Raw genomic sequence first — 25,251 nt, 5'->3', positions numbered from 1 at the left:
CATGTTAATCTTATACCTTCCTTCATTTTACTATGGTAAAATGAGTAAAATGATCACAAAGGAAAGCGCTTACATAAAGGAGAGAGATTATGAAACAATTGGCTTTATCAGCTTGGCGCAGCCTGTGGGCACAGCATAAGCGAACGAAAGACGTATTATATGTTTTCTCTTATCGGAAGCAAGCAAAAACCGGATTTATAAAAGCATCAGACAAGGGAGCCGTTCATCACAACGAAAAGCCTATAAAACCGTATTCAAACGCTCAGCTAGTTGGACTTATACTGGGACCTGTATTGTTTATCTTAACGATGCTATTTTTCCAACCAGACGGACTTTCTACAGAAGGGAAAGCTGTGCTCGCCGTTACGTTATGGATTGCCACATGGTGGATTACAGAGGCGATTCCTATACCGGCTACATCACTGCTGCCACTCATACTGCTTCCTATCACAGGAGCGATGCAAGGCAATGTGGTCGCATCATCATACGGCAACGATATTATTTTTCTATTCCTGGGCGGTTTTTTCATCGCCACAGCGATGGAAAAGTGGAATTTGCATAAGAGAATGGCTCTTTTTATTATCTCCATGATCGGTACTAGCACACAGCGCATCTTGCTTGGTTTTATGGCCGCAACTGGATTTTTGTCGATGTGGGTGTCCAATACAGCAGCTGTGATGATGATGGTCCCGATGGGACTGGCGATTACGGCTCAGATTGCCAGTGCATTGAAAGGAAAGCCTGAAGAAGAGGATCTGCCGAAATTTGAGAAGTCCCTTATTTTTGGTATCGGCTATGCAGGTACGATCGGTGGACTCGGAACATTAATAGGTACTCCGCCCAATATTATTCTTGTGGCCCAAATGAATGAGTTATTTGGCATTACCATTTCATTTGCCCAGTGGATGCTGTTTGCCGTCCCCGTCGTCATTTTAATGCTTTTCTTCACCTGGTTTTATTTGGGGAGACTGAAGTTCAATACATCGATCAAACAACTTCCAGGTGGACGAGATTTGATTCAAAGCGAGCGCAGAAAGCTTGGCAAGATATCCTTTGAAGAAGGTATGGTTGGTGCGGTGTTTGTATTCGCTGCTTTTATGTGGATCACGCGTGAGTTTTTATGGGTAGAAGATGGTTTGATTATACAAATCCCAGGAATCTCAGATGGGATGATTGCTATTATGGCAACAGCCCTTTTGTTTATGATTCCAGCTAAAGCAAAAACAAGCTCTCGTATATTAAATTGGAATGATTCAAAGCAAATTCCGTGGGGAGTGCTCCTGCTTTTTGGAGGAGGCCTGGCGATCGCGGCCGGGTTCCGTTCCAGCGGCCTCTCTGCCTGGATGGGAGAACAGTTGACCATGCTCGATGGCTTTCATCTCATTGTCATTATTTCATGCGCTACACTTCTCATTATGATGTTGACAGAAATTACGTCGAATACAGCAACGGCAACGATGATATTGCCTGTTGTGGCAGCGTTGGCGATGGCCCTCGGCATTCATCCGTTCGCTCTTATGATACCCTGTGCCATGGCGGCAAACTGTGCCTTCATGCTGCCTGTCGGCACACCGCCAAATGCGATCATATTCGGTACGGGGAAACTAAAGATTATTGAAATGGTCCGAGCCGGTTTTTCCATTAACGTATTTGCCACAATAATTATTATCCTTGCCGTTTATTATTTGCTCCCCATCGTCTTTGGGATTGATCTAAACGTTGTACCTAAAAGTTTATTGAATAAGGCACAAGGCTAAGTTTCTACCACCTTCAAATCGTTTTTCTGAACGATGTTCATGCAACGATTTGAAGGTGATTTTAGTTTCTGTAAACCCACGGGCTCTTGACCATTATTTTTAAATCCAATCCATAGTTCTTCGAAATCATCCAATAGTGGTCCTCTTAAGCTTGATGGTGAATGCTTTGTCTCACAATATTGTAAGAAATCTTCATTTGACGGCGACCCGCTTCAAGCTGTTTCGCATCCTCCCGGACATGTTACGGAACAGAAAATCCTGATTCACTGAAAACCATATTACTCCTTCACATGGTCTTCATTGGATTGCGTATAGCGATTTACAGGCAAGGCAAGACCGAGATGGTCACGAAGGCCCTTCTACTAAAAAATACTCTCCTACATGATTGAGTGCATGCAGCTTATCCTTGCGAAAATACTCGCCTGTTTCCTTATTTCTGATGAATGCCCATCTTCCCAGGAATCCCACAGTCCTTTCACCACTGTTAGATGCTCATCAGCCATCTTGTAGCGCAAGCCATGCTCCGGATGCTTCTGACCCGCTTTGCCATGATTGAGCGCACTGCCTTCATAGGCAGAGGTAACAATGTTCCATCCAGCCCGTCCGCCGCTTATTTTGTCCAGTGTGCCGAACTGCCGGGCAACGGTGTAAGGCTCACTGTACGTGGTTGAAACGGTCCCCATCAGACCGATATGCTCCGTAATCGCAGCAAGCGCGCTTAACAGCGACAATGGCTCCAACTGGTCCAAATACTGCGGAGGCGTCTTGTCGGTAATATACAGCACATCTGCAATAAAAACCAAATCCAGCTTGCCAGCTTCCGCTTGCCGCGTCCATTCCTTGAATCTTCCAAACTCGGCACCGCCCTCTGTACCTGCATCTGGATGTCTCCAGCCAGAGGCACTGCCGCCTTCTGCCAGAAGCAGCGACCCCAGTTTCATTTGCTTTTGTTAAGCCATCTCCATTCCTCCCGCGATATATTAAATAAGCTCGCTGACAATAAAGCCATCGCGATCGGCAGATAGATCCGCACCCTGCAGCAGATAATGGCAGGCAACTGCATGCATTAAATCTGCCCGCTTATTAAAGATGCTGCCGAGCGCTTATCTTTTTCCAAAAGTATACTGCGGACACCAACAGGGCTCCATACCCGATTCGTCGTTTCATGTACCCAAAAAGAATTATTTTTAACATCTAACATTGTGCATCATTTGGGACGTCCTTTTCGCGTTCAACAGCAAAGCGACTCTGTCTCTACAAATGATGATTGAACATCCATCCTGTGAGACTTATACTGGGCTTAACCTAAAATAGGAAATACATGGGATAATCAGAACAAAAATAGATAACCCGAGGAGGAAATGTCATGCTTGCTGCCCAGCACCGTTTGCCCCGTAGCAATCCGGAAGAGCAAGGTATATCGTCGAAGGCCATCCATTCATTCATCGAACATATAGAACAACGGCAATTGGAACTGCATAGCTTCATGTTCCTGTGCCGTGGTCATGTCGTGGCGGAAGGTTGGTGGGCGCCTTACGCCGCGAATCAGCCGCACGCCTTGTTCTCGTTGAGCAAAAGCTTTACTTCAACGGCAGTTGGCTTCGCGGTGGAGGAAGGTCTGTTCTCTGTGGAGGAACCGGTTATTTCGTTTTTTCCGGAAGAAGTAACTCCTAAGGTGGAGGAACATTTCCGAAAGCTGCAGGTGCGTCATTTGTTGACGATGTCCACGGGCCATGACGCGAATAATGCGCCCAATATAAGGAGCTCTAAAGACGGAAACTGGGTCAAAGCATATTTTGACAGCACGTTATCTCATACGCCGGGCACTCAGTTCCTATATAGCAGCGATGCTACTTACATGTTATCTGCCATCATGCAGAAACGCACGGGTCAGACGTTGGTCGACTATTTGCAGCCCCGCTTATTCGAACCGCTCGGGATTGCCGGCGTTGCGTGGGAGACTTGTCCGCTCGGCATCAACACAGGCGGCTGGGGCTTGAGCCTGACCACGGAGGACGTTGCCAAGTTCGGTCAATTGTATTTGCGGCAAGGGCTATGGAACGGGCGTCCAATCATTCCGGCAGCTTGGATTCAACAAGCCACTTCCCGCCACATTTCGAACGGTCAAAGCGCAGACAGTGACTGGACGCAAGGATACGGGTATCAATTCTGGCGCTGCAGGCATGATGCATATCGCGGGGATGGCGCATACGGACAGTTCGTCATCGTCATGCCCGAGCAAGATGCCGTAATTGCCATTACAAGCGGTCTAAGTGATATGCAAGCCGTCTTGAATCAAGTCTGGGACCACCTGCTTCCCGCATGCAGAGAAGGAGCGATGCAGGCTGACGTTAAGGAGCGGCAGGCATTGTCTGTCAAGCTATCGACGCTCGCCATTCCTCCGCATGCGCCGAGCCGCAGGTCCGAACTGTCAGCAGCTGTATCCGGCGCTCTCTATGTTTTCGAGGATAACGAAATGCTGTTGGATTCGATTCAGTTCGATTTTTCTGAAGAGAATACAGCCGTTATTGCCTGGCATCAAAATGGCGTGAAGAACCAGTTGAATTGCGGACTCGGCACTTGGTTGGAAGGCCCAATGACGGAGCAAGGCACTCGGCATTACGTGGCTGCCAGCGGCGCGTGGCAAGATGGCGCGACCTTTGTATTCACCTTCAGATTGCTGGCGGCTCCGTTCTGTCAACAACTTGTTTGTCAATTTCATGAAAACACGTTAACGCTGGACTTGTCAGGAGGCATACATTCCGATCTGCAGCCATCCCTGTCGCTGAAAGCAACCAAGAGCCAGCAGAACACACCCGTTTAGCACCAAGAGACAGGGGGAATGGTTGCAGCTGAGCGAAGGGTAGAGTGTTCGAAAAGTCAAATTGATAAGGGCAGCGTATCCAATAGATTTCAGTCTCTGATGCCACATGCTGACTGACTGCTTTTCAGATGAGGGACCGACGAACTGCAAACTGCGAACTGCAAATGTGCAGTAGTTTTGCGAAATCCAGCCCTTTTCGGCGTTTTAACTGCAATTGTACAGTTCAAAACGAGCCAATTGCCATTTTCTGTGCGATCCCAGAAAAATGAAATACACTTTTGCAGTCTAACGTAACGAAAGACACAAAAAGAGGCATCGGGAAATGTATATTTGCAGTTGGGGACGCTCCATCAAGCAACGAGAACATGTGCGGACAGGACAACCTAAGGTAATTATCAAAAGGAGGACCAAGTGCGATTTTACAGGCTGGTTTTAAATAGAAGGAATTTCCACATTGGATTTAGAATAGGATATGCTAACTAGGCGTATTTCATTGGGAGATGAATATTATACTCTTGTTGAAAGGAGCGATGGAACCAGCGATGAGCGAGGAACCGAAGCCTTCGGTATGGCAATGGTTGAACACACTTGCACCTTATCTGTACGGGATCGGAATCGCATTCATATTGGGATGGGCGTTCGTTTCGTTCGTCCGGCTCGGGTTCCACAGTCCTCAACAAGACAGCAAACCGTCCATTTCCGCCTCCGAACCGCCGCGGACTGGCACAGCATCTGCCGGAAAGTCCCCTTCCCCGCAGCCCGCGGCAGCAGCGGGTAATGAAACCTGGCTGAACATCGTCGTCAAACCAATCGTATCCTCCGGCATCAATCAGATCATATTCCGGACGGTCTTTTATTTAATGGTATGGATGCTGCTCTTTCTTATCGTTCCCGTAGCTTTTTTAAGACTGAAGAAATTTAAGCTGTTCCAGCTCGAATTCGAAGTCGATCGGAAGGAAAACGCCGCGGTCGATTTGGCCGTTATCAACGCAACCAAAGCGAACCTGATGTCCTACCTTTGCAGCGATGACGCGAAAGCAAAAACATGGGGCTTTTTGCACAACAACACGATCAACTACTACGAGGTGCTCACTTATTTTCTTGAGGAAATTCAAGCGGGATATCTGAAAGTGTTCAACACCGGGTTTTCGTTCCAACTATATGTGCAGGACCTTCCTCATGAAATGAAAGAATTGGCGGAGCAATCCGCAGAGGAGAGGCAGGCCGTTATCCGCAACAAAACAGACAATGACAATTTACTCCGGAAAAACTACTTGGTATACTCCTATCCGTACAGGCAAGATCGCCTCGTCACCGTTATCAGCAGTCATTCCACCCAGTTTGATATTTTCGATCGGCATCTGCTCCAGCTTTTGCACAGCACGATCGATACATACGTGGAAAGCATCGAATTCATGGTGTTGGTAACGACACCCGCATCCCAGCCTCCGCAAGCGCATTGACCAGATTTTGTCATCTGATTATAATGGAGGTAAGGAGTGATGGAAGATGATTCAACGAACAGCTTCTCCTATTAATAGACAGGATGTCTACAAGCGAGCATTAGAGAACTTGAATAAGGCCAAAGCGAACGCTGGAAACCATTCCGTAAGCGGCAATATCGTCCGCATGGTCGAAGTCCCGAAGGATGATCCGAGCGTGATTCGTATTTTAAAAGCCATTAGATAAGCAACCCGCCATTATTGGCGGGTTTTGTTCGCTTCTTTGCTGCCGGTCATTTGAACTCGGTTCCACTGTTTGGCGATCACTTGCTGCATAACCGGCGAATTTGCGGCCAATTCGGCAGGATTTTTAATGTTCAGACGAGCGAAGTCTAGATCCGATATCGTTTTAAACGTTTCGCCGCGCCGTATTTTTTTGTACACCTCCGCCATGCTCAACTCCAACACATCCCATATCTGTCGTGAATGTCAAATATACAAGTTGTTCTTTTCTATTGTATTCCCCTAATTATCCAAAATCTACACGGTACGCTCCCTCGACGAGCCCGTTCTGATCTCATCTGATGAATTTGCCCTCCAATATATTTGTGTCATTTTGCGAAAAACAGGAACTTTCATTCGACGATATCCGTAAATTCGTTAAACTGGTATCATACTGCATTCCATTTTGCACGATATAACTGGATAACTGGAGGGTTGATTGTGAAACATGCGCAACGCCTATTCCTGCTTATGATTGTGATGTGTCTCGCCTTTCCAAGCATCATCGCGGCAGCCAACATCCCTGCCAAAAAGGGGCTCATACAGGATACGGCCAAAATGCTTTCCAAAGAAGCGCTACCCCAAATTGAAAAGGCGGCCCAAGGCAAGCTGTACACCTTCTATGTGCTGACAATTGCCAATCTGGGCGGAGCGGATCCCGCTTCATATGCGACAGATGTCTACACGAAATGGGGCCTTGGCACGGACGACATACTGCTTCTCTTGTCCAAGGAAGACCGCCGCATTGAAATGAACTTCAACAACGCCATGCTGCAAGAAAAGATCGATGCGCTTCCGAATGACTTGAATGGCGACGGAAAGACGGATCAGAAGCTGACAGAATTTGTCGATGCGAACTTCATCCCTCATGCCAAAGAAGGCAATTTCGCAAAAGCATCAATTCAACTGATGAAGGCAACCCACGCGTTGAAGCCTGTGGAACCCGTTGCGAGCGAAACAGGAACAGAGGCCAAGCCAAGCGCGAACGACAAGGCGCCGGCGGTACAGGATGAATCTTCGGTGCAGCAGCATTCAACGGAGCATGCGTCGCCTTCATCAGATAAACAAGTGAAGCCCGAACTTGCCGTTAACGCCAAAATCAATTGGAGCTTGGTCATTGCAGTTGCCGTCACCCTGCTTCTGCTAGCGGCTCTGGCTGAAATCGGATTTCAGGCGCTGCGCCTGCGCGGGATACGCAAGAAGCTTCCGAAGCTAATGGTTCAAGCCAATCATGGAATGGAAGGCATTCAGCCTTTTGTCGGCCTGTCTCAAGGTGAAACGCTGCAAACAGCCAAGTCCATCGATCATCAACTGTCGAATATGCTGGTTCGGCTCAATGGATTGGAGCAATCGTTCCTGCGCATCCAAATGAGGGAATGGCTGCTGCCGCGCCTGCGCAAGCGGCTTAAGTGCGCTCTGACCGAGATTGCCGAAATGTCAGGGCAGGCAACGGAGCTCGCGCAGCAGGTCGCTCACATCGAAGAGGTGGATCGCACGTTGAAGCAGACGATTGCCGATGCGGACAGCCGCTTGGACACGCTAAAGACGGCGTTGGCCGCAGAACAAGCGAACCGCGGCTGGCCGCTCGTGGGGCTTGCAATCCGTCAGGATGCGATCGAAGCCGAGCTTGGAAAAAGCAAGCAGCTGGAAATCTTCGATCCGCTCGGCGCCGAGCATCGGGTCAACCATGCCAATGAAACGCTGCTGCGGCTGGAACAGGATGTCACCTCCATTTCTTCGTTTGCCGATTTATACCGGAGCTTTCCGAACGAAATGGGAGCATGCAGGCAACACTTCGAACAAATTATACAGGAACATCGCCTCAAGCTCGTTCGAATCGATCCGTACGGCCATGTCGAGCAGGCGCGCCAAGCAAATGAACAAATGCTCGCCTGCCTGCAGCAGGGGGAAATGCCTGAAGTCGCGCGACAGGTGGAACTCATGCGCCAGCTTCTAATCGAAGCCGTCCAAATGACGCAACGGCAGGCGGATTTGAAAATCAAAAATGCGAGCGATATCGCTTTAATCGTATCGAAGCTTGCCGGCTATCCCCAGCAGGACGAACAGCTTCAAGGTCTGACCGAACAGGTCCGGCGGATGTACCGGACGAAGCATTGGGAACAGGCATGGCATGACTATCGGGATCAGGTGCCGTACACAGCAGATATCGCAGAGTCGCTGCGTCAAGTACAGCACTGGTGCGATGAGGAAGTTCAAGAATATGAAATGGCGCGGAAAGATCTTGACCAGATGCTTCATACGCTAGCGGAACTGGATGAACGGGCCGAGCATTACGCTCAGCTGGTACGCAAGCTCGATAGCATGCTGGAGGAAGCAAGACGGAAGCAGGCTGCGGCTGAAACCGCATATGCCAAAGGGCGGCAGGCGATATCCCGGCACAGACTTGTGCATGTGTGGAGCCGTCAGGAAAACAGCTTGGCGAAATTGCAATCCGGCTTGCAGCAGCTGTTCGCCGACGAGCCATACGATCTTGTTCTCTTGGCCGAAGTCAGCAATCAGTTCGTGGCCGAGGCGGAGCAATATTTAGGGGAAATCGAACGGGCAGCCGTTCAAAAGCGGAACGCCGAGCGCGAAATCGATAGATTGGAAAGCCGCTACCATTCCGTCCATTCGCGGGTCAGACGCAAAATAAACGTGTCTCCGTATCAGTCGCAATATTCCAGCGTGAACAACGAAATCAGTCATCTTATGCGGCTAGGCGCCTACGATCAAGCTGCCCGGAGCGCCGCCACATTGGCTGGCATCATCACGGCGATGGACCGGGCATACGATGAGGTCATCCGCGAGGAACGCCGACAGGAAGAGAGGCGCCGCGAAGCCGAACGACGGGAACGAGAACGGGAACGTCAAGCGCAACAACGCAACAACCAGTCTTCAAGCGGCTCCAGTTGGATCGGTGGCAGCAATTCTTCCGGCGGCTCCAGCTGGGGCGATAGCAGCAACTCTTCCAGCGGCTCCAATTGGAGCAACAAGAACAACAATTCATCCGGCGGTTCGAACTGGTAGCATTGCTCCAAATCGGAATGACACCCACCAGCCTTCACCCAAGCATTGAGCTTGGGTGGAGGCTGCTTCTTTTCGGCCGGTCAGCACACAGAATTACAATGTGCCTGCCGCAATTCCCCCTCGGAACAGCACCGCCTTCCGGGCCGCCCTTCGGGCCACCGCTTCAGCCGCGCAGCTTGCTTCTGCCAATACAAAGGTTGCTTCATCTCCCACTGCGGGCCACACACGTTTCCCTTCCTTATCAAGCGGGGTAATCCCTCCCGTAATGAATCCTAGGGTGGCCGCGAGCTTCTGCTCCGTCACTCTGCCGAATCGTTCCGCCAGCCGTCCGGCGCGTTCCAGAATGTCCCCGGTTCCCAATGGCCAGGTTTAACATTGTTCATATGCACGTTATGTCGATGACATGACATAGTTGAATCGAACTACCTCTATCTCACCGGAATATAAATCCAAATTACGGATTGCTCGTTCTCTGTCCCGCAGAAGTCGTCGCCATACCTCTCAAAATCATCACGGTCATCAAGCTCGTATGACGTGCTGCACAACCATGTTCCCCATATGTACTCATAACTTTCCCTAAGCAAGGCAGTCGGGCCTTGATGCCGAAATACCGCATATTTTCCACATGGAATGGTGTGCGTCAACATGCCGGAAGGAATATCGCCGTATCCAGCGGTTTCAAAGCCGACGAATTGCGTGAACTCCGTATCTTCCGTCAAATCGTGCACTGGCATCCCGCCCATTGTATGACATACGCCATAAGCGGTGCCGCCTGCGCCTGTGGCCGCCAACTCCTGCCGGCGCTGAATCAGCTCGGACCACATCAGCGGAATGCGGTTATCGCGCAAATTCGTTCGCCCCTGCAAACCGATGAGGAAAATCGCGCTTGTCAGCTCTGTAATATCCGGTTCGATGCTGATGCTGTCGAAGCGGTGCTGCAGCCGGCGGCCGACAAGCGCCCCCTTCTCGTTGACGACAGGACGGGCGCTTTTGCGGCGGAAGCCGTTCGGGGTGAGTCCGAACACTTTTTTGAATGCCCTGCCGAACGCCTCTTGCGATTCGAATTGATAGTCAAGCGCGATGTCCAGAATCGGCCGCTGCCCGGCCAATAGCTCCAGCGCCGCTTCGGTCAGCCGCCGCCTGCGAATATAGTCCCCGATCGTCTCTCCGGTCATCGCATGAAAGATGCGATGAAAATGATAATAAGAAACATGTACGGATCGGGACACGTCTTCCGCAAGCAGCGGCTGCTTCAAATGGGTCTCTATATGCTGAACGGCGCTTTCTATCAAGGTCAGATCCATTCCGGCGCCTCCTTTTATTCGTTATAGTAGCTTCCAGAAGTCAGGACCCGCCTCACGATGCTCCACCCGCACATTCACTTCGGCAAAAGGAAGGCATTCTCCCATCCGTAAAGTATACCACGGGTTCATAAGCGGCGAACCGAAACAAATGTCCATCGAGCGCTCCTTCAGATCGAAGAGGACCGAATGCAGCGTGCCGAACCATTGGCGATAATTGTGCACGGTCAGCCCGTGCGGATACTCCGTCTCCACCATCGCTTTCAATTCTTGCTTGCCGATCAGCTCCTGCTTCCCGAGCATATCATTCAACAGTCTGTGGCGGATTACCGAATGGTTCAGCTTGCACGGCTCGATCCGTTCCATCTCCGCAAACAAAGGATGATTCGTCGCGGTGACATACGGCTGACTGGAGGCCCCGTCCGCGCCATGCACCGCCAGCTTGCCGTCGAACGTCTCGATGAGCGCGGCCGCGCCTGACGGATCTGCGATAATCAGGTTCATGTTCGAGGCAATCGGCATGTCCCGAATCGCATCCACCGCTTCCGCCGTGTTCCGGCACCGCTCCAGGACCGTCCGCACCACTGCCCAGAACTGCAATCCGCGCACCTTCGCCGGCCGCATGCCCGGAACTTCACCGACCGGCTGTCCGCAAGCCGAGAACGTGACGCACAGGCCATGCTCGTTCATACCTTCGGTGCGCCCGAACAACGATGCGGAGAAGCCCGTATGTCGATATAGGCCTGCAATGTCCGTATAGCAAAGCCGCATATCCGTAAGCTCCGGCGACAAATCGTAATTGCGCAGCACATAAGTCCGGCCGTCCGCCGCTTTGCCCGGCAGCACGGCGCAGTGGCTGCAGCCTGCCTGAATGTCCGTCCCTGCATAATAGGCCATCCGCCCGGGATCCAGGCCTATCGCCTCGGCCGCGCCGTGAATCTCGTCATTGATGCCAGGGCAATACTGGTCCAGTAGCTTAATCGTCTCACGCAGCCGCGGCTCCGGCAGGCGCTCCTGCAATGCTATCATGGGCATAAAAGCCGGATGTTCCACGGCAAACATGCCTTGCTGCTTGCCTGCTTCCTTGCTTGTTCCATTCAACTGTGCGAAATAACCTGTGACCTCTTGCATTTTGTATCCTCCTCTTTCCTGTTCAACAGGATATCTTCATTGTATAAAAGCAGGCTGCGGCCGTTTGGACCGTTTTTGCTGTTTTGCCGCTGCGCGTTGATATATAGGAAAAACATATATTATATTAAAAAGACGCAATGAAGAGGATATGAAAGGACAAGTACATGAAACAGGTTAGCATGGCGCGCTTCATGCGCCAGAGGAGGCATCAGCACAATGGACATTAGACAATTGCGCTATTTTATTGCGATTGCCGAGGAGCGGCAGATTACGGCTGCGGCGAACCGGCTTCATATAGCCCAGCCCCCGCTCAGCCAGCAGCTGAAGCAAATGGAAACCGAGCTCGGCGTCACACTCGTCCTGCGAAACGGAAGGACTCTGGAGTTGACGGAAGCGGGGCGGTCACTGTATCGTCATGCGCTGCACATTACGAAACGGATGGATGAATCCGCGGCAGAAGTGAAGGAAATCGGCAACGGTCTGCGCGGTCAGCTGACGATTGGCGTAAATACGCTGTCGAATGTCCGGCTGCCGGCGCTCCTGCGCGCCTTCAGGGCAACCTGCCCAAACATCACGTACTCGATCAGGCAGAACGAATCGGCCCAGTTGTGCAGCATGGTCAAGGATCGGACGCTCGAGCTTGCCATCGTCTGGCTCCCGCTTGAGCTGAGCGATTTCACCGTCCTGCACTTGCCGGCCGAGCGGTTCTATTATATTGCTTCGACACCGCCCGCATCCGGCTCTGCATCGGTGACGTTCGAGGATATCGCGCGCCAGCCGCTTATTCTGCCGAGCACGCAAGGGCTCGGCGTATATTACGCGATATTGGAACAGTTCGCGCGCCGGCAGTTGACACCGGACATTGTCTGCGAATGCTCCGATATCGCGATGTTAATGAAGTTGGTGTCGTCCGGCTTCGGAGCAGCTGTCGTCCCCGAATCCGTATTGCGCCTCCAGCCCTTCCCCGGCATTTGTGCGCTGGAGATCGAAGGAGCGCAGCCCGCCTCATCCGCGCTCATCTGGCTTAAGGATCACTATGTTTCGAAGAGCGCGCGCAGCTTCATCGAACTGCTGAAGAACGAGAAATCTTAATCCGAAACATCGAGATCCGGAACATCTCGCGAACCGCGACTGTGTTTATTTGTGATTCGGGACAAAATCGGCAACGACGAGCACATCCATATGTCGGGCCGAACGAAGAATCGCACCCACTACGGATCCATGCAGCAGCGCATGCAGCCATCCGCGTTTCGATTGGCCGATAATGATTTGCGTGCTCTTTTTTTCGTTGGCCTTGTTCAGCAGCAGCTGCGGAATGTCCCGCGGAGAATGAGCCGCATGCGCTTCGAATGTTCCGCCCAGACGCTCAGTCAATGCTCTCAAGCTCTCTAAGCGCGCATCCAAGGATGCGGGAATGCTCATCTCATCATGCACGTACGTGACAATCCATTCCGCCTTCAAGCGGTAAGCGATGCGGAACCCCCTCCGGATAAGCCGCTCTGCATTCGGGCTGGCCGTCACGCCGACGAAGATGACCTCTCGTCTTCGCCATGGACCGCGCAAGGAGTCGTTGCGATCCCAAGACTCCAGCTTCTCATCGACGTCGTCTGCGATTTCCCGCAGCGCCAGCTCGCGCAGTGCGATGAGATTGCCGATCTTGAAAAAATGATTCAACGCTTGATCCACCTTGTTCAGCGCGTAAATCTTGCCTTCCCGCATGCGCTGCTGCAATGATGCCGGCGCCACGTCAATCAGCTCCACCTCGTCCGCCATACGCAACATGCTATCCGGCACCGTTTCCCTGACCCGAACCCCCGTAATTTGTTCGACCGCATCGTTCAAGCTTTCCAAATGCTGCACGTTGACCGTGGAAATGACGGAAATGCCCGCGTCCAAAATGGCTGACACGTCTTCGTACCGTTTTTTTCGTTTGCTTCCCGGCACATTCGTATGAGCCAGCTCATCGACCAGCACGACTTCGGGATTGCGCTGGATTATCGCTTCCGTATCCATCTCTTCGAGCTCAAATTCGCGATAGCGCACCTGTTGGCGCGGAATTACGCACAGTTCTCCCACCTGCTCCATCGTCTCTTGACGTCCATGCGTCTCTAAAAGCCCGATAACGGCATCTATCCCTTTTTTTAGCAAATCGTTGCCTTCGCGCAGCATTGTATACGTCTTTCCGACTCCAGGGGCCGCGCCGATATATACTTTAAATGTCCCCCGTTTTATATGTTGAATTTTTTGCTCCATTTCTTTATTGCTCAGCCTGCGGTATCCATCGCGTTCCTTCTGGCCGGTATGCTTGGCAGGAAGAATTCGCTCTCCTTCCTTGTCCGATCGATCGGCTACGAAAAAAACATCGATGTTGTGAATTCGCGTCAAGAGATTGTTGACGATCGACCCCCGCCAGAACTCTTGCCAAGGCGTCTGCTTCGAATGTCCGATAACGATGCGCGTGACGCTATGCTCCATTGCGTAGCGGACCAGCACTTTGGGAATGGCTCTGCGCGAAGGGACATGCAGCTCTTCGAACGAGGCCCCGATTTTGTCGGTCAGCTTCAATATAGAGCGCTTGAATGCTGCCGCATCCTTCGTGAGCTGCCGCTGCGCATGCGCAAGGGATACGACCCAGAGGTCGCCGTTCAACCGCTTGGCAATCTGTTGTCCGCGGCGGACATGTATCGAGCCGTTCCAATAGTACTGGGCGGACACCAAAATTCGTTCGGCTGCGCCGGAAGGCCCCGCCAAGCCCAGCTCCTCCCGGTGCTTCAGCAGCGACTCATTCACATCCTCGGCTACAAGTCTGAGTGCCAATTCCCGCAATTTGCCCAAGTTTCCGCGCTGGAACAACGAGGTATCGGAATGATGGCCCAAATGTCCTTCCGACAATCTCGTCAATATCGTCTCCGGCGTGACGTCAATCAATCTCACTTCGTCCGCGAGATCGAGCACATCAGCCGACACCGTCTCCTCCACCGCAATGCCTGTCAAGCGGCGGGCAATCTCTGTCGCCCCTTCCAACTCATACACGTTGACTGTCGTGATGACGCTAATTCCATGCTGCAGCAAACAGCGAATATCTTCCTCGCGAGTCGCAAACGGGGCACCCTTGCGGTTGCGGTGAGCAAGGCCATCGGTCAACACAACTTCGGGATTCCGTGCAATAAGCGATTCGACGTTCAAATCCTTGCGTTCTGCGCCGCTTTTGTGCCAGTGTATGCTCGGTATCCGTTCCAAATCGCCAAGCTGCCCGATCGTTTCCGGACTTTGATTCGTAGAGACAGCGCAAATGACGACATCAATGCCTTGCTTCTTCAACATCTGGCCTTCGCGCAGCATATGATAGGTCTTCCCCGAGCCGCTGACCGGACCGATATATACTTTTAATTTCCCGCGCCGGATGTCGGAGATGGATGCAAGGATCTCTTCCGGAGTGCGGCGGCGAAAGCTGTCCATTGATTTTCTCCTTTCCAGTAATTGTTTACTTCATACTGCCACAACTTATTATCATCATACACCCCCGCTGCGGTACCGGCCGCTTATTGCAGCAACCCCGCTCCACAGACGTGAAGCGGGGCGGCACGCAAGCAAGGCGGCAGCTTTATTTTTTCATCAGCTCGTCCAGATCCAGGTTCAGCTTCAGCACATTGACCCGCGGTTCGCCAAAGAGACCTAGCGAGCGCCCTTCGGTGTGCAGCGCAACGAGCTTATCTAGCTCAGCTGCCGCAATTCCTGTCAGTTTGCTTATTCTCGGAATTTGGACTTCCGCTGAATCCGGAGTGATATGAGGATCGAGCCCTGACCCCGAGTTCGTAACCAAGGCTCCCGGCAGCTTGCTTACCGGCACATCGGGATTGCTCTTTTGCCAATCAGCCACGGATTGCTGCACCCGCTTCACCAGTTCAGGATTAGACGGAGCGTAGTTGTTCGAGCCCGATGCATCCGCCGCATATTCAATGCTGGACACGCGTCCTTGGAAATAACGGGGCTCCGTAAATTTCTGTCCGATTAATTCCGATCCAATAATGCCGCCTGCCGCATTCTTAATCAAGCTTCCTTCCGCATGGCCCGGCATGAGCAGCTGCGCCAGACCGGTGCATGCTAATGGATACATAATTCCGCATATGATAATAAACAATATACCGATTCTGGCAATCGAAAATAGATAAGAGCCTCCGGAAACAGCCGCTGCCGTTTGATTTGTCATTGGTTTCATCCTTGTTCATTCCTCTCTATATCCATATATTCACGGCCATGTCGATCAGCTTGATGCCGATGAACGGAACGATAATTCCGCCCAGGCCGTAAATGATGATGTTGCGGCTGAGCAGCTGCGACGAGCTCATCGGTTTGTACGTCACGCCTTTCATCGCCAGCGGAATGAGCAGCGGTATAATGATCGCATTGAAAATGAGCGCCGACAAAATAGCCGAGGACGGCGAACCGAGCCCCATTATGTTCAATGCTTCCATCTGCGGAATGGCAAGCGTAAACATCGCCGGGATAATGGCAAAATATTTCGCCACGTCGTTCGCGATACTGAAAGTGGTCAGTGCGCCGCGCGTCATCAATAACTGCTTGCCAATAGCGACCACTTCGATGATTTTGGAAGGGTCTGAGTCGAGGTCGACCATGTTCGCCGCTTCCTTCGCCGCCACCGTGCCGCTATTCATCGCGAGTCCCACATCGGCCTGCGCCAGCGCCGGCGCATCATTCGTCCCGTCACCGGTCATTGCGACCAGCTTCCCTTCGGCTTGCTCGCGGCGTATGACCGCGATCTTGTCCTCTGGCTTGCTCTCCGCAATGAAATCATCCACGCCGGCTTCCCGCGCAATCGTGGCGGCGGTAAGCGGATTGTCGCCCGTGCACATGATCGTCTTGATGCCCATTTTGCGGAGTTGGTCAAACCGTTCCTTCATGCCCGGCTTTACCGTATCCTTCAAATAAATGATGCCGCACATGACATTGTCAACAGCGACCGCCAGCGGCGTGCCGCCCTCTCGCGCAACCGCGTTCGCTTTCTCATCCAAGTCGGCCGGGATGACGCCGCCTTGCGCAGACACCCAGGTCTTCACGGCGTCCACTGCCCCTTTGCGCACCCTGCGCCCATCCGGCAAATCGATGCCGCTCATCCGGGTTTCGGCTTTGAATTCGATGAATTCGCCGCCTTGCGCAAGAGACGCTTCATACGGCAGCTGCCGCTTCTTCATCAGCTCGATGATCGAGCGGCCTTCCGGCGTGTCGTCCTTGACCGAGCTGATCGCCGCCCATTCGGCCACTGCAGCGAGCGATTGATCACTGACCGGAATGAACTCGCTTGCCATCCGGTTCCCGAACGTAATCGTACCGGTTTTATCGAGAATCATCGTATTAATATCACCGGCCGCTTCCACCGCTTTACCGGACATCGCGAGCACGTTGAACTGGGTTACGCGATCCATCCCGGCGATTCCGATAGCGGACAACAGCCCGCCAATCGTCGTCGGTATGAGGCAGACGAGCAAAGAAATAAGCACGGGTATCTCCAAATCGATTCCTGCATATTTCGCTATCGGCGCAAGCGTCACGACGACGATGAGAAAAATGAGCGTCAAGCTGATTAGCAGCGTATTCAAGGCGATTTCGTTCGGCGTTTTCTGACGCTTCGCTCCTTCGACGAGCGATATCATCCGATCCATGAACGATTCTCCCGGATCGCTCGTAATCCTCACCGTTATCTGGTCGCTGACGACACGGGTGCCGCCAGTGACGGAACTGAAGTCTCCGCCCGCTTCCTTGATGACCGGAGCGGATTCACCGGTAATGGCGGATTCATCAACCGAGGCCAGACCTCTGATAACTTCGCCGTCACCCGGAATCATTTCACCTTGCGACACGATGACCGTATCTCCTTTTCGCAGGTCGGCCGAAGAGACAACCTTAATCCCGCCAGCGACCACTTTATTCGCGGCCATATCTTTTTTCGCCTTCTTCAACGAGTCTGCCTGCGCCTTGCCCCGCCCTTCGGCGAGCGCTTCTGCGAAGTTGGCGAACAGCACGGTAAACAACAGAATGAAGAACACGGTCACGTTAAAGCCGACACGCTCCTCCACACCGAATACACCGGGCAGAAGCGTCATCAGAAGAACGACGATCGTCCCCAATTCAACCACGAACATGACCGGATTTTTCATCATGATAACGGGATTGAGCTTCTTTATGCTATCTTTCACGGCTTGCTTTATCAGTCCGCCGGTTAACAACGATTTATTGTTTGCTGCGTTCATTTCCGTTTCACCTCATCTACTTGTTCGCTAGCCTCTGCTACCGGAGTGTCAAATGTTCTGCAATCGGCCCCAATACAAGCACCGGCAAGAAAGTCAGCGCTCCGATAATGAACACCGTTCCGACGAGGATAGCCATGTACAATCCATTGTCCGTGCGGAACGTGCCAATCGTCTCTGGTATCCATTGCTTCTTCACCATTGAGCCTGCCACGCCGAGCAGCGCAATAATCGAGATGTACCGCCCGAACAGCATGACCAGACCGGTAGAAATATTCCAGAATGGCGTATTGTCTGCCAATCCTTCGAAGCCGGAGCCGTTATTCGCTGCCGATGACGTAAACTCATAGAGCACTTGAGAGATGCCGTGATATCCCGGATTGGAGATGGACCCGCTGCCCAAATCAGTCAAGAAGGCGATGGCTGATGGAACCAAAATGATGAACGGATGGGCAAGAATAGCTATCGCCACCAGCTTCATTTCCCGGGCTTCGATCTTGCGCCCCAGGAATTCCGGCGTTCTCCCGACCATAAGGCCGCACAAGAACACGCCCAATATGGCATACATCAGCATATTGACCAAGCCGACACCGTCTCCGCCGAACACGCAGTTCAGCATCATTTGCGCCAGCGGCACCAAGCCGCCAAGCGGCGTCAATGTATCGTGCATATTATTGACCGTGCCGGTCGTGGCTGCCGTCGTTACAGCCGTGAACAAGGCGGATTGAGCGATGCCGAAGCGCACTTCCTTCCCTTCCATGCTCCCCTGCGCGGCATCGATGCCAAGCGCGTTAATCGCCGGATTGCCTTGACTCTCCGCATAGTAGGCCAGCGACAAAAACATGAGGAACAGCACGCTCATGGCGCCGAAGATGACCCAGCCTTGCTTTTGATTGCGGGCAAATTTGCCGAAGGTGTAAGTGAGCGCAGCCGGGATGCACCACATCGACAATATCTCGATCACATTCGTAAGCGGGTTCGGGTTCTCAAACGGATGAGAAGAGTTCACCCCGAAAAATCCGCCTCCGTTCGTGCCCAAATGCTTAATCGAAACAAGCGAGGCAACCGGTCCCCGCGCAATCGCTTGCGCGTCCCCTTGCAGCGTTGTCGCTTGCACCGTAGCTCCGAAGGTTTGCGGAACTTGCAATGCGACAAGAACAAGCGTCACGGCAACGGCGAGCGGCAGCAGCAAGCGCGTATGCGCTTTGACAAAGTCAACGAAAAAGTTGCCGATCGTATCTCCCTTGGACGTAATCCCGCGAATAAAGGCGATGGCCACGACGATACCGGTGGCAGCCGACGTGAACATCATCATCATAATGACCGCCATTTGCGAGAAGTAGCTCAGTCCGGATTCGCCGCTGTAGTGCTGCAAATTCGTGTTTGTCATAAAGCTGATGATCGTGTTGAACGAGAGCGTCGGCTCCATATTGTCGATGCCGCTCGGATTGAACGGCAGCAGCTTCTGCATACGCAAGATAATATATCCGAGCCCAACCAGCACAATATTGGTCAAAATCAAGCTGAGCGCATATTTCTTCCACGACATGCCAGCGCGGTTCTTCACCCCCGCAATGCCGTATATGACCTTTTCGATCGGCGCAAACAGCTTGTCGCTCCGGTTCGGTTGATTAGAGAATACATGGTACATGTAGCTCCCTAATGGCTTGACAAGTAAAAGCAGCAGAACAAGAACCGCCGCAATTTGCAAAATCCCCATGGAATAGCTCCCCCTTGAATGTTATAAATCGAGCGTCCGGTTAAAATTTTTCTGGATGAATGAGCGCGTAAATTAAGTATAAAAACAGAAATACGATACAAATGGAGAGAATAATCATCGTTCGTCTCCTCCCGTTCCTTCCACAACTTTGCCGCACCAGGCCAGAAATCCGCAGAACATGGCAAACACCAGGGCCAGCGCAGCAATCATATATAGATCAGACATATGACAACCTCTCTTCATCAACAGTGTTTTTACGTGCACTCGGGCTGCTGCGCCCAAAAAAGACAATGAGTAAACCTTTATTGAGGCCTTTCAAAGATGAGCGACCGCTTTGGAGGCAGGTTTTATCGCCATAAGGAATGATTCGTTTTGCTTTATCGCTTTACACAATTAAAATCCCTTAATGGAAAAAAAGAAACCTGCGAGAAAAGGAACTTTCTCGTGGTTTCCGGGCACAGTCAAGCAAACCGTGTCGCACACGACGATCGTTGCCTCTCTCCATACGCTTGCGAGGTTAGCTGACGGATTCGGGCGCGAGAGTCGCCCTACCGGCAGCGAACTGCCGGATTCACCCCGTGAGCTTGGTCAACTATGCGCCCAAGCCCGTTGGTTCCCCCGCTTTCTGCATTGCAGAAATTAAGCGGTAAACTTGAAAAGGTACAAGCTATGATTTTCATTATTTTCATCAAAAGACAATAAAAAGCCACAGAGGCATAAACCCTGTGGCCGATTAATCGATCACGAGTCCTCATCCTCTCTCCTACGCCTACGAGGTTAGCTGACGGATTCGGGCAGTGAGAGTTGCCCTACCCCGGAATTAGACCCATGGAATCCAATTCCGCAGGATTCACCCCATGATCGCCCCCCGACTCTCACATCGGAATTCGATCACCTGTTGGTTCCCCCGCTTTCTGCTGTGCAGAAATTAAGCGATTCAGAATGCTGAACGAATAATTTAATTCATGAACGTATATTACGTCTCGGCTGTTGCTTTGTAAAGCAGACAAATGGCCAAAAATGACTAGAAAAAGGCAGCTTTCGGTCTGCAAAAATCGGTTTACATCTCTAAATCCACTTATCCCATTCATTATCTCGTTATTGCTCGGCATTGCAGATTGCTGCATATATAGGGCGCATCACAAAAAAAACGGTCTTGGCCTATCTTACGCAAGTAAATTGACATGATTTTATTCATTTACAGAAAACAGAAGCTTTTCAGAGAAACAACCGCAAAATCGTGAAATAAATAGACTCTGTATGTAACAAAATCCAATTTCCCAGCCGATTTAATGAAAATATACGGATTTTTCAATTTTTTTCATATTGTACAACGCACAAGGGAAAGGAGTAAGATACGTTTCGTACACCATCATTCTTTCGATCGCTGAATTCTTGAAGCAAGAAGCGGGGGACCCATCGGAACCATATTTGACTGGATTGGATTTGGTTCATCGGGGTGAATCCGATTGGCAAGCTTGCCGTCGGTAGGGCGACTCCTGCGTCCGAATCCGTCAGCTAACCTCGTAAGCGTAAGGGAGAGGCATTGAATTTACCGTGCAGCCGGCTTTTCTGTATGGCAGAGCATGGATAACTATGTGCGGAGGGAATGAAAATGGAAATGCATTCAGAGTCGACACCAACGATTACGAAATTGGAGCTATATCAAATCGCCGTATCGGATGGATGCGGCACGGAGCGTTGTTCTAGGCCGTTAATGATTGTTTTGAAAATTGCCAGCCGGGGCGCAATGGGCTGGGGCAAGCTGATCTTGCCTCAAGCTGCGCCCAATTTCGATCTGATTCACTGGTCACGCCAGCTTGAGCAGTTGAAAGGGAAGAGTCCCGCCGCAGCTAACGAGCTGCTTTTGAAAATGCAAGGAACATGGAATGACGATAAAATAAGGTTGGCCCAGCTAGCCTTGACGGACCTCGTCGCCTTGCCGGATCGGCGATTCTGTCCTCAGGAGCTGGCATTAATATTGGAGTCGCAAGCCTATTACGGCTCCGTATAATCGCAGAACCCCCCCCGGTTGGGGGTTTTCTGCGATCTTGAGCAATCAGCGCCCGCTTCGGAGCGAACGGCTGTTATTGCCTGTGCAGACGACTGACATCACAATGGACAACTCCGCCGCCACGCCCAGCGACTGAGCAAGCGCACCGATCGCGCCGTTCCATCCGGGCGTCAACCCGACACATAGGATGAGCGTCGCAATCGTAAGAACGACATTTCCCATTTGCGATCTCATCATCATGTTCGTCTGGCCGCGCATCATGATGATTCCGTTGCCATAATCGATCCACGGAAATATAAAGCTGTACAGCATGAGGATCCGCAAAGTGTCCAAGCTCGCGCGCATCAACTCCTCGTTCGCCCCCATCACCTGCGTCAATATCCATGGTCCAATCGGCGTAAAGCTAATCAGAGCCGTCAGCAAGCCAGGCAAAAAGGCGAGAGTAAACGCAAAGCGTTTGACTTTCCTGCTATCCTTCGCATAGAAATTGAGCACGATCTGATGCAAATATGTAAAAAAACTGAGCACTAACAGGTTAATGCTGCTTGCCAGCGCATAAGAAGCGACAGCAAGCTGCTGTTCCGCCGTTTTTCCCAGCATGGCATTGATGGAAGGACCAATCAGAACGGCAATAAAGGATGAATATAATAGCGGTTTGTAAAATTTAAAAATATGGGCACGGTTCGTAACGGCGTGGCCTTCCACTTTGTCGGGAATGCTGTGTCTCAACAAATTCCGTCCCTCGAGCCAAGCAACCAAGCATTCAATGGCCATCCCCGACAAGAATATGACAGCTCCGGCCTTGCCGCTGTTTACGCCGGTCTGAATGAAATATAGCGAGAGACCGTACATGGCAGCCAAGCGGATGATCATCCCTATAGTGAGCCACTTCGTCCTCATATTATAAATGATGATGCCGTGATATAAACAGCGGATTCCTGAAAATATACTGACGAACATTAATATCCGGTATACTGCGAGCGTCGGCTCCAAGGCCGCATCCTCCACGCCGAAGAAATGGCGGAACACTGCCGCGCCGAGCGGTGTGTACGCAATAATCGTGTTGAGCAGCATGATGCTGGCCAGCACGTAGTTGCTGATTGAGGTCATCGCCCGGAATGAATTTCGATCCCGAACCAAGGTGGAGCAGGTCTGCCTGAGCAAAATACCTGGGCGCTCTGTCAAGCTGTATAAGCTCAATGCAATGGCATAGGTGGATATAATAAATTCCGGATTCGGCGACCTTGCGAGCGTGCTGTTAATAATAACGTGAGATACCGTAACGAGAGTGGAAGAGAAGCCCAAAGGCAGGAAAAAAGCAAGCATCTGCCTATACGTTACGGGATGATCAGATATCGAGCTGTCGTTCATGTTGTGTCCTCATCCAAATATGATTGATTTATAAAGCCCGAGTTCCAGTATACTGAACACGGCGTAAAGAACCAATGAGCAATTTCCCTTCAATTCGCGAAAAAAGCCCCTGCTCGCCAATGGAGCAGGAACTTTCATCGCTACAAAGTAAACTTGCGCAGCTCTTCTTGCAATTCCTTCATTTTCCGGTTCAACACGACTGCAGAGTCCGAAATTTCTTCGACGATTGCCAATTGTTCTTCGGACGAGGCAGCCACGCTTTGCGAGTTCTCAGATGAGCTTCTTGCAATTTCCGCCAGATTGTCAAGAGTTGCCGCCACTTCTTCACTGCCGGCGGACATTTCTTGGGCTGCCGCTGATACTTCCTGCACCTGTTCCGTAACATCTTGCACGGAAGTCTGCAGCAGTTGAAAGTTATCGCCTGCGACCTGAACGATTTTCGCCCCTTCCTGCACCTCCACTGCGCTGTTCTCCATAGCTTCCGCCAATTGTCTCGTATACTTCACGACAGAGTGAAGCATTTCGGCGATTTGCTCTGTCGAAGCTTTCGTTTGTTCGGCCAGCTGCCGCACTTCTTGCGCTACCACTCCGAAGCCCCGCCCGTGCTCGCCTGCTCGCGCCGCCTCGATGGAAGCATTCAGCGCCAACAGATTCGTCTGCGTCGCTACATTGCCGATAATGCCTACAACCTGTTCAATCTGCTTCGATTGTTCGGTCAGCGACTTCGTGATCGCCACGGAACGATTGACAGAAGTATGGATATGATTCATCTGCTTCATCGTCTGCTGCACGACTTCATTACCTTGCTGCACCGCGCCTGCCGCCTCAAGGCTGAGCTCCGATACCGTCGCGGACGACTCGGCGATCCGTTGAATGCCGATCGCGATTTCCGACATCGCTGCTTTGCTTTCTTCCGCGCCCTGCAGCTGCGTCTCCGATCCGGAGGCGACTTCCTGAATGGCGCCGGATATTTCATGACTGGATTGGGCTGTTTGCTCCGCGATAATCGTTAGTTGATCGGACGATTCGGTTACATGGTCGGCCGTTGCCCTGACATTCGCAACAAGCTGCTTAATGTGGGACATCATCACGTTGAAGTTATCTGACAGCACGCCAATCTCGTCTTTCGACTTTACTGGTATCGACACGGTCAAATCACCGTTCGCCGCCCGCTTCGACATCTCGGACAACTGCTTCAACGGCACGATGAGACGGCGGATCAACCCGACAATGATAGCGATAAACACGGCGCCGGTGGCAGCTCCGATTCCAACCGTTTTCCACAGCATCACGCTCAGATCGTCATTGATTTTTTCATTATTGAAGTCGACAGCAAAAATGGCTACGATTTGATTTTGTTTGTTATAGATTGGCTTGAAGGCGGTAATCCATTCCCCATCCTCATCGACGTACATGTCGCTAAGTGCAGCGCCCGTCTCCCTCATGTCTTGTACCGCCTCAATAAGTTCAGGCGGAAGCTCGTAGTTGTCGCCAGGCTTCATGCCCGTGTCTAGTAAAGACTGGCTCCCCTCCAGCAATTTCAAATACGATTTCCCGTCCTGTTCAATCATCTCGGGAAAGAGCAGATAAGTATTGCTGATGAAATTATCACGAATCATGCCATTCAAACTATTATGTATCCATGCAATATCCTGATCCTTGACATATTGCGCTGCATCTAATGATTTGAGCTTTTCGGCCGCTCCGGCGATGCCCTCCCATTCGAGCTCGATTTGCTTGGTAAGCGTCGTGTGAAGTGAAGACAGCTCTTCATTGTAAATGCTCCGCTCCATCATGTAGGAGAAGGTCGTGAACACACCCGACATGATAGCGAGAAGCACCGTCATGGCGACGACAGACTTGAATACCAGACTTTTGTTTCTCATAGGTTAGCCCCCTTTTGACTGATGAGCAGGTTGAATACGGGCTGTTCCTTGCGTTGTCGCCGGTGTACACATGCCGTATGTCTGCTGTAATAGCAATTTTACCAGCTATATATCGTCAATATTCGACAAAAATGAATAGATAAACTTTAAATTTTAGATAAACTTTATGTAAAATTTTCATTAACAAAAAAAAAGCGCGCCTCTCTTTCGAGAATGACGCGCTTTTCTAT

The 25,251-nt window shown here is 51.4% G+C and carries 17 protein-coding genes, 2 pseudogenes and 3 riboswitches; of the genes and pseudogenes, 7 read left to right on the top strand and 12 right to left on the bottom strand.

The features are described 5' to 3' along the window. Positions 1-89: 89 nt before the first annotated feature. Positions 90-1,757 carry an SLC13 family permease gene (locus tag JSQ80_RS18800; RefSeq protein WP_206096304.1) on the top strand — a complete coding sequence of 556 codons (1,668 nt, stop codon included), beginning with the start codon at positions 90-92 and terminating at the stop codon, positions 1,755-1,757. A gap of 351 nt (positions 1,758-2,108) precedes the next feature. Here JSQ80_RS18800 and JSQ80_RS18795 read toward each other — a convergent pair. Beyond that, positions 2,109-2,698: pseudogene (locus JSQ80_RS18795) on the bottom strand (LLM class flavin-dependent oxidoreductase); the annotation flags it as partial. A gap of 425 nt (positions 2,699-3,123) precedes the next feature. On the opposite strand from JSQ80_RS18795, the gene JSQ80_RS18790 reads away from it, so the two are divergent. The 3 genes from JSQ80_RS18790 (at position 3,124) to JSQ80_RS18780 (ending at position 6,270) form a co-directional block, all read left to right on the top strand. Then, positions 3,124-4,581 carry a serine hydrolase domain-containing protein gene (locus JSQ80_RS18790; RefSeq protein ID WP_206096303.1) on the top strand — a complete coding sequence of 486 codons (1,458 nt, stop codon included), beginning with the start codon at positions 3,124-3,126 and terminating at the stop codon, positions 4,579-4,581. A gap of 530 nt (positions 4,582-5,111) precedes the next feature. Next, a complete protein-coding gene (locus JSQ80_RS18785) occupies positions 5,112-6,044 on the top strand; it encodes a hypothetical protein (RefSeq protein ID WP_206096302.1) in 933 nt (310 codons plus the stop codon). 46 nt (positions 6,045-6,090) lie between these two features. Continuing rightward, positions 6,091-6,270 carry a hypothetical protein gene (locus JSQ80_RS18780; protein WP_206096301.1) on the top strand — a complete coding sequence of 60 codons (180 nt, stop codon included), beginning with the start codon at positions 6,091-6,093 and terminating at the stop codon, positions 6,268-6,270. An 11-nt stretch (positions 6,271-6,281) separates the two neighbouring features. Here the strand turns inward: JSQ80_RS18780 and JSQ80_RS18775 are convergent, their stop codons facing one another. Next, entirely contained in the window at positions 6,282-6,482 is a 201-nt protein-coding gene (locus tag JSQ80_RS18775) for a hypothetical protein (protein WP_206096300.1), read from the bottom strand. A gap of 264 nt (positions 6,483-6,746) precedes the next feature. Between JSQ80_RS18775 and JSQ80_RS18770 the strand changes: the two genes are divergently transcribed. Beyond that, positions 6,747-9,332 (top strand): TPM domain-containing protein, encoded by a 2,586-nt coding sequence (locus JSQ80_RS18770; RefSeq protein ID WP_206096299.1) that lies wholly within the window; start codon positions 6,747-6,749, stop codon positions 9,330-9,332. A gap of 93 nt (positions 9,333-9,425) precedes the next feature. Here JSQ80_RS18770 and JSQ80_RS18765 read toward each other — a convergent pair. The 3 genes and pseudogenes from JSQ80_RS18765 to JSQ80_RS18755 form a co-directional block, all read right to left on the bottom strand. Continuing rightward, positions 9,426-9,695, bottom strand: a pseudogene (locus tag JSQ80_RS18765) (deaminase); the annotation flags it as partial. A gap of 65 nt (positions 9,696-9,760) precedes the next feature. Beyond that, positions 9,761-10,636 (bottom strand): AraC family transcriptional regulator, encoded by an 876-nt coding sequence (locus tag JSQ80_RS18760; RefSeq protein ID WP_206096297.1) that lies wholly within the window; start codon positions 10,634-10,636, stop codon positions 9,761-9,763. 21 nt (positions 10,637-10,657) lie between these two features. Beyond that, a complete protein-coding gene (locus JSQ80_RS18755) occupies positions 10,658-11,764 on the bottom strand; it encodes a C45 family autoproteolytic acyltransferase/hydolase (RefSeq protein WP_206096296.1) in 1,107 nt (368 codons plus the stop codon). Positions 11,765-11,980: 216 nt separating this feature from the next. Between JSQ80_RS18755 and JSQ80_RS18750 the strand changes: the two genes are divergently transcribed. Next, positions 11,981-12,856: a LysR family transcriptional regulator gene (locus JSQ80_RS18750; protein ID WP_206096295.1), complete on the top strand. Its 876-nt coding sequence runs from the start codon at positions 11,981-11,983 to the stop codon at positions 12,854-12,856. Between the two features lie 45 nt (positions 12,857-12,901). Here the strand turns inward: JSQ80_RS18750 and JSQ80_RS18745 are convergent, their stop codons facing one another. The 5 genes from JSQ80_RS18745 to kdpF all read right to left on the bottom strand — a co-directional run bounded on the left by JSQ80_RS18745 (position 12,902) and on the right by kdpF (position 19,868). Next, positions 12,902-15,223 carry a universal stress protein gene (locus tag JSQ80_RS18745; RefSeq protein ID WP_206096294.1) on the bottom strand — a complete coding sequence of 774 codons (2,322 nt, stop codon included), beginning with the start codon at positions 15,221-15,223 and terminating at the stop codon, positions 12,902-12,904. Between the two features lie 145 nt (positions 15,224-15,368). Beyond that, a complete protein-coding gene (gene kdpC / locus JSQ80_RS18740; protein WP_206096293.1) occupies positions 15,369-15,974 on the bottom strand; it encodes a potassium-transporting ATPase subunit KdpC in 606 nt (201 codons plus the stop codon). 25 nt (positions 15,975-15,999) lie between these two features. Continuing rightward, entirely contained in the window at positions 16,000-18,033 is a 2,034-nt protein-coding gene (kdpB, locus tag JSQ80_RS18735) for a potassium-transporting ATPase subunit KdpB (RefSeq protein WP_206096292.1), read from the bottom strand. 37 nt (positions 18,034-18,070) lie between these two features. Beyond that, complete coding sequence (gene kdpA / locus JSQ80_RS18730; RefSeq protein ID WP_240463717.1) at positions 18,071-19,750, bottom strand: potassium-transporting ATPase subunit KdpA; 1,680 nt, start codon at positions 19,748-19,750, stop codon at positions 18,071-18,073. 40 nt (positions 19,751-19,790) lie between these two features. Continuing rightward, complete coding sequence (gene kdpF / locus JSQ80_RS30035) at positions 19,791-19,868, bottom strand: K(+)-transporting ATPase subunit F (RefSeq protein ID WP_140397853.1); 78 nt, start codon at positions 19,866-19,868, stop codon at positions 19,791-19,793. A 372-nt stretch (positions 19,869-20,240) separates the two neighbouring features. Then, positions 20,241-20,406, bottom strand: a riboswitch (cyclic di-AMP (ydaO/yuaA leader). Positions 20,407-20,501: 95 nt separating this feature from the next. Continuing rightward, a riboswitch (cyclic di-AMP (ydaO/yuaA leader) is annotated at positions 20,502-20,695 on the bottom strand. A gap of 430 nt (positions 20,696-21,125) precedes the next feature. Further along, a riboswitch (cyclic di-AMP (ydaO/yuaA leader) is annotated at positions 21,126-21,298 on the top strand. A 67-nt stretch (positions 21,299-21,365) separates the two neighbouring features. Between kdpF and JSQ80_RS18720 the strand changes: the two genes are divergently transcribed. Then, complete coding sequence (locus tag JSQ80_RS18720; RefSeq protein ID WP_206096291.1) at positions 21,366-21,764, top strand: hypothetical protein; 399 nt, start codon at positions 21,366-21,368, stop codon at positions 21,762-21,764. Between the two features lie 45 nt (positions 21,765-21,809). Here the strand turns inward: JSQ80_RS18720 and JSQ80_RS18715 are convergent, their stop codons facing one another. Together JSQ80_RS18715 and JSQ80_RS18710 are read right to left on the bottom strand one after the other, a co-directional pair. Then, entirely contained in the window at positions 21,810-23,135 is a 1,326-nt protein-coding gene (locus JSQ80_RS18715) for a polysaccharide biosynthesis protein (protein ID WP_206096290.1), read from the bottom strand. Between the two features lie 140 nt (positions 23,136-23,275). After that, complete coding sequence (locus JSQ80_RS18710) at positions 23,276-25,021, bottom strand: methyl-accepting chemotaxis protein (protein WP_087432496.1); 1,746 nt, start codon at positions 25,019-25,021, stop codon at positions 23,276-23,278. Positions 25,022-25,251: the final 230 nt, after the last annotated feature.

This window comes from Paenibacillus apiarius (genome assembly GCF_017052585.1).
Classification (GTDB): Bacteria; Bacillota; Bacilli; order Paenibacillales; family Paenibacillaceae; genus Paenibacillus_B; species Paenibacillus_B apiarius.
This window is presented reverse-complemented; position numbering and strand designations above follow the sequence as displayed.

Coding starts and splice junctions, on each gene's coding strand:
- JSQ80_RS18755 (WP_206096296.1), bottom strand. CDS start 11,764: ATGCAAGAGGTCACAGGTTATTTCGCACAGTTGAATGGAACAAGCAAG.
- kdpF (WP_140397853.1), bottom strand. CDS start 19,868: ATGATTATTCTCTCCATTTGTATCGTATTTCTGTTTTTATACTTAATT.
- JSQ80_RS18750 (WP_206096295.1), top strand. CDS start 11,981: ATGGACATTAGACAATTGCGCTATTTTATTGCGATTGCCGAGGAGCGG.
- JSQ80_RS18720 (WP_206096291.1), top strand. CDS start 21,366: ATGGAAATGCATTCAGAGTCGACACCAACGATTACGAAATTGGAGCTA.
- JSQ80_RS18760 (WP_206096297.1), bottom strand. CDS start 10,636: ATGGATCTGACCTTGATAGAAAGCGCCGTTCAGCATATAGAGACCCAT.
- JSQ80_RS18800 (WP_206096304.1), top strand. CDS start 90: ATGAAACAATTGGCTTTATCAGCTTGGCGCAGCCTGTGGGCACAGCAT.
- kdpC (WP_206096293.1), bottom strand. CDS start 15,974: ATGACAAATCAAACGGCAGCGGCTGTTTCCGGAGGCTCTTATCTATTT.
- JSQ80_RS18745 (WP_206096294.1), bottom strand. CDS start 15,223: ATGGACAGCTTTCGCCGCCGCACTCCGGAAGAGATCCTTGCATCCATC.
- JSQ80_RS18715 (WP_206096290.1), bottom strand. CDS start 23,135: ATGAACGACAGCTCGATATCTGATCATCCCGTAACGTATAGGCAGATG.
- JSQ80_RS18710 (WP_087432496.1), bottom strand. CDS start 25,021: ATGAGAAACAAAAGTCTGGTATTCAAGTCTGTCGTCGCCATGACGGTG.
- kdpB (WP_206096292.1), bottom strand. CDS start 18,033: ATGAACGCAGCAAACAATAAATCGTTGTTAACCGGCGGACTGATAAAG.
- JSQ80_RS18790 (WP_206096303.1), top strand. CDS start 3,124: ATGCTTGCTGCCCAGCACCGTTTGCCCCGTAGCAATCCGGAAGAGCAA.
- kdpA (WP_240463717.1), bottom strand. CDS start 19,750: ATGGGGATTTTGCAAATTGCGGCGGTTCTTGTTCTGCTGCTTTTACTT.
- JSQ80_RS18780 (WP_206096301.1), top strand. CDS start 6,091: ATGATTCAACGAACAGCTTCTCCTATTAATAGACAGGATGTCTACAAG.
- JSQ80_RS18785 (WP_206096302.1), top strand. CDS start 5,112: ATGGAACCAGCGATGAGCGAGGAACCGAAGCCTTCGGTATGGCAATGG.